The sequence below is a fragment of the Aetokthonos hydrillicola CCALA 1050 genome, from assembly GCF_017591665.1.
In the GTDB taxonomy this organism is placed as follows: Bacteria; Cyanobacteriota; Cyanobacteriia; order Cyanobacteriales; family Nostocaceae; genus Aetokthonos; species Aetokthonos hydrillicola.
In genome coordinates this window covers 1-7,289 of sequence record NZ_JAAKGC010000172.1, presented here as the reverse complement: position 1 = coordinate 7,289, position 7,289 = coordinate 1, and the positions used below count along the sequence as shown (strand labels likewise).

At 44.3% G+C, this 7,289-nt stretch carries 4 protein-coding genes and 1 pseudogene; 3 read left to right on the top strand and 2 right to left on the bottom strand.

All coding sequences use genetic code 11. The annotated features are described in order from the left end of the window. Together psaB and psaA are read right to left on the bottom strand one after the other, a co-directional pair. Positions 1–1,949, bottom strand: a 1,949-nt coding sequence (gene psaB, locus G4P69_RS34530) for a photosystem I core protein PsaB (RefSeq protein WP_208354427.1), incomplete at its 3' end; no start/stop codon positions are given. A gap of 120 nt (positions 1,950–2,069) precedes the next feature. Beyond that, positions 2,070–4,328, bottom strand: a complete 2,259-nt coding sequence (gene psaA, locus G4P69_RS34525; protein WP_208340968.1) for a photosystem I core protein PsaA — start codon at positions 4,326–4,328, stop codon at positions 2,070–2,072. 534 nt (positions 4,329–4,862) lie between these two features. Here psaA and G4P69_RS34520 point away from each other — a divergent pair. The 3 genes and pseudogenes from G4P69_RS34520 to G4P69_RS34510 all read left to right on the top strand — a co-directional run. Further along, positions 4,863–6,278, top strand: coding sequence for a hypothetical protein (locus tag G4P69_RS34520; protein WP_208340966.1), 1,416 nt, complete (start codon positions 4,863–4,865; stop codon positions 6,276–6,278). A 271-nt stretch (positions 6,279–6,549) separates the two neighbouring features. After that, positions 6,550–6,981 carry a UbiA prenyltransferase family protein gene (locus G4P69_RS34515; protein ID WP_243903138.1) on the top strand — a complete coding sequence of 144 codons (432 nt, stop codon included), beginning with the start codon at positions 6,550–6,552 and terminating at the stop codon, positions 6,979–6,981. Between the two features lie 23 nt (positions 6,982–7,004). Continuing rightward, positions 7,005–7,289: pseudogene (locus tag G4P69_RS34510) on the top strand (YqeG family HAD IIIA-type phosphatase); the annotation flags it as partial.

The following is a 7,289-nucleotide window of genomic DNA, read 5'->3' as shown; positions in this document are numbered from 1 at the left end:
AGGTTATTGGTACCGTATGGGTTATAACCGTTGATCAACTGGGCTGAGTTTGCCCACAGGTAATCGCGGAACCAACCCATGAGGTAGGTTGAAGACTCGTTGAACTGAGCAACGTTACCTTGCCAAATCCCCAGATGCTTCCAGTGCCAGTAGAAGGTTACCCAACCAACTGTGTTGAGTGCCCAGAATAAAGCTAAGTAGAAAGAATCCCAAGCTGAGATGTCGCAAGTACCACCACGACCAGGACCGTCGCAGGGGAAAGCGTAACCAAAGTCTTTTTTATCGGGCATGAGCTTGGAACCACGAGCATCTAACGCACCCTTAACGAGTATTAGAGTTGTGGTGTGTAGACCAAGTGCGATCGCATGGTGTACCAAGAAATCGCCAGGCCCGATGGGCAAGAATAGGGAATTTGTTCCGCTATTGATAGCACTTAGCCAGCCTGGTAACCATACGTTAGCGTAGTTAGGCCAAGCGGTTGTAGCAATACTGTCAGGGTTAGATAACAGAACATCCAATCCATACAGTGTTTTACCGTTAGCAGCTTGAACGAACTGGGCAAATACCGGTTCAATCAAAATTTGCTTCTCTGGTGTGCCAAAAGCAACCACAACGTCGTTGTGAACATACAAGCCGAGGGTGTGGAAGCCTAAGAACAGCGATACCCAGCTTAAGTGGGAGATAATCGCTTCTTTGTGCTTGAGCACGCGGTCAAGAACGTTGCCTGCGTTTTGTTCTGGATCGTAGTCACGTACCCAGAAAATCGCGCCGTGGGCGAACGCACCAACCATTAAGAAAATAGCAATGTACTGATGGTGCGTGTACAAAGCTGCCTGGGTTGTGTAGTCCTTCGCGATGAAGGCATACGATGGCATCGAGTACATGTGCTGTGCCACCCAGGAAGTTACCACACCCAAAGCAGCTAGGTGCCATCCCAATTGGAAGTGTAGGGAGTTGTTGTAGGTGTCGTAAATACCGTGGTGAGGTAGGTTAAACGGACCTTCAACAGGAATGCCAAAGAAGCTCTTAGCATTTAACGCTTCTTTGAGGCTGTGACCAATCCCAAAGTTTGTCCGGTACATATGACCGGCGATGATGAAAAGTACTGCGATCGCCAAATGGTGATGTGCAATATCAGTCAACCACAGCGCCTCTGTTTGTGGATGGAATCCACCCAAAAATGTCAGAATTGCTGTTCCTGCTCCTTGGGATGTGCCAAACACATGATTTGCTGTGTCTGGGTTTGATGCATACACACCCCAATTTCCTGTGAAGAAAGGAGCCAAACCTTCTGGATGCGGAGGAGTTGTCAGGAAGTTATCCCAACCCACATGCTGTCCACGAGCTTCTGGAATTGCAACGTGGATCAAGTGACCTGCCCATGCCAAGGAGCTCACGCCAAACAAACCTGCTAGGTGGTGGTTTAAACGTGGTTCTGCGCTCTTGAACCAAGCCAAGCTTGGACGGTACTTGGGTTGTAAGTGTAACCAACCTGCCAACAAGAATACTGATGCCAATATCAGTAGGAAAACTGACCCTTGGTACAGGTCATTGTTTGTCCGCATTCCTATTGTGTACCACCAGTGGTATACACCTGAGTAGGTAATATCAACTGGGTAATTTGCTCCACCTTGGGTAAATGCTTCTACTGCTGGTTGCCCAAATTGTGGATCCCATATCGCGTGAGCGATTGGGCGGATGTGAAGGGGATCTTTGATCCACTGTTCAAAGTTACCTTGCCAGGCCACATGGAACAGGAGGCTGGATGCCCATAGGAATATGATTGCCAGATGACCGAAATGTGTTGCGAAAATCTTTTGGTACAGATTTTCTTCTGTCATGCCATCGTGGCTTTCAAAATCATTTCCCATAGCCATCGCATACCAAATCCGACGTGTGGTCGGGTCCTGTGCGAGATCCTGGCTAAATTTTGGAAATTTTGTCGCCATAGGTTTTGATAAATCCTCGGAGCTTTCGCCGTTCAGGGTATCAGCTTACAGGAGTTAGCAGTTAGAAGTTAATAGGGTAAACAACTAACTTCTAACAACTAACATTGTTAAGACCAATTGCTAGCCCAGTGTGAGAATTCGCGCATGGAAGAATGCCCAGGTAGTCACAATACCTCCTAAGAGATAGTGAGCTACTCCGACAGCTCTACCTTGAATAATACTCAGAGCGCGAGGCTGAATTGCAGGTGCTACTTTTAGCTTGTTATGTGCCCATACGATGGACTCGATCAGTTCTTGCCAGTAGCCACGACCACTGAACAGGAACATCAAGCTGAATGCCCAAACGAAGTGACCAGCTAAGAAGAGTAGACCATATGCTGAGAGCGCACTACCGTAGGAGTTAAGCACTTGTGTTGCTTGCGCCCACAAGAAATCGCGCAACCAGCCGTTGATCGTAATAGCACTTTGGGCAAAGTTATCACCTGTAATGTGAGTCACAGTGCCATCTGGATCTACAGTTCCCCAAACATCTGATTGCATCTTCCAGCTAAAGTGGAAAATCACAATAGAGATGGAGTTATACATCCAGAACAATCCCAGGAATACATGGTCCCAACCAGAAACTTGGCAAGTACCACCACGACCTGGTCCGTCGCAAGGGAAGCGGAAACCTAGGTTCGCTTTATCTGGGATGAGGCGTGAACTGCGAGCAAACAGTACACCTTTCAGCAGTATAAGGACGGTGACGTGAATTGTGAAGGCGTGAATGTGGTGAATTAAGAAGTCAGCTGTTCCCAGAGGAATTGCTGCTGCTGCTACTTTGCCACCTACAGCCAGAACGCCGCCGCCAAACACGTAGCTAACTGGTTCTAATGCATTTGGTGCAGTTGTACCAGGTGCCAGAGTGTGGATATTTTGTACCCACTGAGCAAAAATTGGCTGTAGCTGAATTGCTGTATCCGAGAACATATCTTGGGGACGACCCAAGGCACGCATCGTGTCATTGTGAACGTACAGTCCAAAGCTGTGGAAGCCAAGGAACATACTTACCCAGTTCAGGTGAGAGATAATAGCATCTCTGTGGCGAATGACGCGATCCAACAAGTTGTTGTTATTCACTACTGGATCGTAATCTCGCACCATGAAGATGGCAGCGTGAGCAGCGCCACCAACGATTAAGAATCCACCAATCCACGTATGGTGAGTGAAGATGGCTAGCTGAGTAGCGTAGTCAGTTGCCAAATATGGATATGGGGGCATTGCGTACTGGTGGTGCGCGATGATGATAGTCAAAGAACCCAAGAAAGCAAGGTTAGTTGCCAATTGAGCGTGCCATGACGTTGTCAAGTTCTCGTATAAACCTTTGTGACCTTCACCAGTGAAAGGACCTTTATGGTTTTCGAGAATCTCTTTAATGCTGTGACCAATACCCCAGTTTGTACGATATTGATGACCAGCAATGATGAAAAGTACAGCGATCGCTAAGTGGTGGTGGGAAATATCTGTCAACCACAAGCCGCCTGTTACGGGGTTTAGACCGCCTTTGAAAGTCAGGATGTCAGCATACTGACCCCAGTTCAAAGTAAAGAAAGGACTTAACCCGTTTGCAAAGCCTGGGAATACTTTCACCAGTAAGTCATGGTTCAAAATGAACTCATGAGGTAAAGGCACATCTTTGACTGCTACTCCTGCATCCAGCAACTTGTTAATTGGTGCGGATACATGGATTAGGTGACCTGCCCACCCCAAGGAACCACAGCCTAGCAATACTGCTAAGTGGTGATTCAGCATTGACTCAGCATTTTGGAACCATTCCAGCTTAGGCGCGCGTTTGTGATAGTGGAACCAACCAGCGAACAGGAATAACCCTGCTAACACTAAACCGCCAATCGCAGTGACGTAGAGCTGGAATGAGTTTGTAATACCCCAGCCACGCCAAATTTGGAAAAAGCCAGAGGTGATTTGAATACCATGGAAACCACCACCGACATCTCCATTCAAAATGTCTTGACCAACAATGGGCCAAACGACTTGAGCACTAGGCTTAACGTTTAAAGGGTCGCTTAGCCAAGCTTCGTAATTTGAAAAACGAGCGCCATGGAAGATCATCCCGCTTAGCCAAATCGTCACAACGGCTAGGTGGCCGAAGTGTGCTGCGAAGATCTTACGGGATATATCTTCTAGGTCGCTTGTATGCGTATCAAAATCATGGGCGAGCGCATGAAGGTTCCAAATCCATGTTGTGGTTTTTGGACCTCTGGCTAGACTTTTGTCAAAATGTCCTGGTTTGCCCCATAGTTCAAATGAGGTTGGAACCGGATCGTTATCGACGATAACTCTAGCCTGTTTTTCCTCACGCTCTGGAGGACTTATTGTCATTCGACCTCCTCTCTTGATAAGGATTGAGGAATTTATAAATACCACAAGCCGTCTTCTTGGCTTTAGTTAACCTATGTTACCTCCGAGAAGGCAACGAAGACCGTTATGTGGATAGTGGTTTCTCGTTGAATTATAAAGTCTCTTCTCGTACATTGTTGGACATATTTTAACAATAATTCAAAATCCCTGAAGTAACTGTCAAATCAGCCTTTTACATCAATAGCTTTTGCCAAAAAGTCAATAGTTTATCGATTTATTTTACAAACTGAAACAATTCGTTATTTTTATAGTTCTTCATAAAAGCACTTTTTTTAGCCATTTTGTGTATATCTTGATTTTCCTTACAACCAACAGTTATGAAGTATATGTAACACAAAAATACAAAGCAATGTTAGATTTTTTCAGGGAATTTGAGGAAAGATTTACCTTTTGGACTATGCACATGTCATTGAAGGCTGTACAAATAAAATAGTTGTTCGTTATCCTGCGTGAGCTTAAAGCTACACGGTTTCCAAACCTATGGGAGATTTTTAGATGAACTTGTGGCAGACAAAGGTAATTGCTATTTTCAGGCCGCTCATTGCATTAATGCTGGTATTAATTTTGACTAGTTGTGGCGAGAAAGCTGTAAGCCAGGAACCGTCTCTCAGTTTGCCACAACCACAACAAACTCAAATTTCAAAGCAAATCTCTGAAGTTTCTCCTCCCACAGCAGTTCAAGAATTGCGTCAAACCTTGGAGGGTTATCAACCACAAGTAGCAATACTTACACCTAAACCAAATGAAATACTTCAAGACAACACAGTAAAAGTCCGCTTACTCGTTAAAGATTTACCTATATTTAAAGATCCGCAACTAAATGTGGGTCCTCATCTACAGGTAATTCTTGATAATGAGCCAGTAATATCGGTGTACGATCTAAATCAACCCCTCACTCTACCAGAGTTGTCGCCTGGCTCCCATACCTTGCGCGTCTTCGCTACGTATCCCTGGGATGAAAGCTTTAAAAATGAAGGGGCTTATGCTCAAACAAGGTTCCACATTTTTACGCAAACCGACGACAACAACCCCAATCCAGCTAAACCGCTCCTAACCTATAACACTCCTCAAGGCAAATACGGAACACAACCAGTTCTACTCGACTTTTATCTTACTAATGCTCCGCTCCACTTAGTCGCTCAAGACAATCCTAAAGACGAAATTAGTGATTGGCATATCCGCTGCACTATAAATGATGAAAGCTTTGTTATTGATCGCTGGCAACCTCTTTATCTAAAAGGCTTGAAGCCTGGTAAAAACTGGGTAAAGCTTGAATTTCTTGATGAGCAGGGTAAACCTGTAAAAAATGTCTTTAACACCACAGTTAAGGTTGTTACCTATGAACCATTAGGTGAGGATACTCTTTCTAAAATTTTTAGAGGGGAAGTCTCAGCAGAAAGAGTTCGTGCGATCGTAGATCCTAATTACAATGCCAAGGTACCTGTTAGTGAGCCTACACCTACTCCTCCCATAGAAAAACCAATTCAGAAAGAGCCTATTAAACCACTACCGGAAGAAACACCACAAATAGAACAAACCAAATCAAAACAACCAATCGAGTCTCCTTCACCAAAACCAGAGCCTGAAATAACACCGTCCCCAGAAGCAACTACATTACCTGAAAAAGTTCCTCCTCAGCAAGAAAAGTCAAAATTGGGAGAGTTTTCTAAACTGAACACAAATAAAGTACCTACCCCAGAAATAACTCCTGAACCATCTCCTAGTTTGCCTCCTACCTTGCCAGAAATTGTTATTGAGTCTCCTTCACCAGAAGCGACTGCAAAACCTGAACCTGCACCTACTCCAACACCAAAATCAAATACTTTACCAGAAAAAACCTTACCATCCCCGGTTTTACCGGAGGTGATTGAGTCTCCTGTGCCGGAAGTAACACCAAGCAAGACAAATTAGTGGATGTTCTACCACTGCAAATAAAATCTTAGAAACGAGGATCCCAAGCTTGAACTAGTAGTGCGAGTATTTTGGTCGAGTTGTATGACAAGCGAGCAAGATGCTCGCACTACAGAATGATAAATGTAAAGATTAGACGTTTATTGAAATGTAAAACATCCTCTACGAATTCTTCGCAAAAGCGATCGCAACTGGGTTTATCCTACGTGCTTATGCAGGTGGCGCTGCTACCGGGATTGTTGTATCTCCCTGGTTTTTACTTTGTACTGCAATGCTGGCGCTGTTCTTAGCAATTGAGAAACGCAAAGCAGAACTGCGGTTGGTTAAAACCAAAGGTACTAAACCACGCTCTGTCTTAAAGCGTTACTCATTACCATTACTTAACCGGATGGAAAATGTAGTTACAACAGGAACCGTTGTCTGTTATGCTCTTTGGAGTTCTGGTCCTTTTGTACACGGCGCGTCAACTTCTTATATGCTACTAACTATGCCCTTTGTTGTGTATGGGATTTTTCGCTATCAATTGCTTAGCGACCCCCAGGAAGTCAATAATAACGATGATATCGGTTTAGAACAAGGTGAATGTAGCGAACGACCTGAAGAAGTTTTATTAAAAGATTTGCCCATTTTACTGACTGTTGCAGGTTGGGTTGTCAGCTGTTTTGCAATTCTCTGGCTCAAACAGCAAGGACTTATCGATTAAATCTTAAGAACAACTGAATTCTAGTGAGTAAGATTAAAAGAATATCACGCAAAGCTTCTACACTCTCCAGTATAGAAATAGATGACCTTTTAAAGATTGGTATTAAGGGGATTATCCTCGATTTGGACAACACTATTGTCTCTGAGGATGACCAATACTTATCGCCAGGTTCAGAAGATTGGATTGTAAAAGCAAAATTAGAGGGATTGAAATTTTTCCTTCTCTCCAACGGTAAACGTCACTACCGAGTTCAATATTGGTCTAGTCGCCTTTATATTCCAGCTATTAACCCAGCAAAGAAGCCTTTT

Bases quoted from the DNA above. Each gene is read 5' to 3' on its own strand.
- psaA (WP_208340968.1), bottom strand. From the start codon at position 4,328: ATGACAATAAGTCCTCCAGAGCGTGAGGAAAAACAGGCTAGAGTTATC.
- G4P69_RS34515 (WP_243903138.1), top strand. From the start codon at position 6,550: ATGCTGGCGCTGTTCTTAGCAATTGAGAAACGCAAAGCAGAACTGCGG.
- G4P69_RS34520 (WP_208340966.1), top strand. From the start codon at position 4,863: ATGAACTTGTGGCAGACAAAGGTAATTGCTATTTTCAGGCCGCTCATT.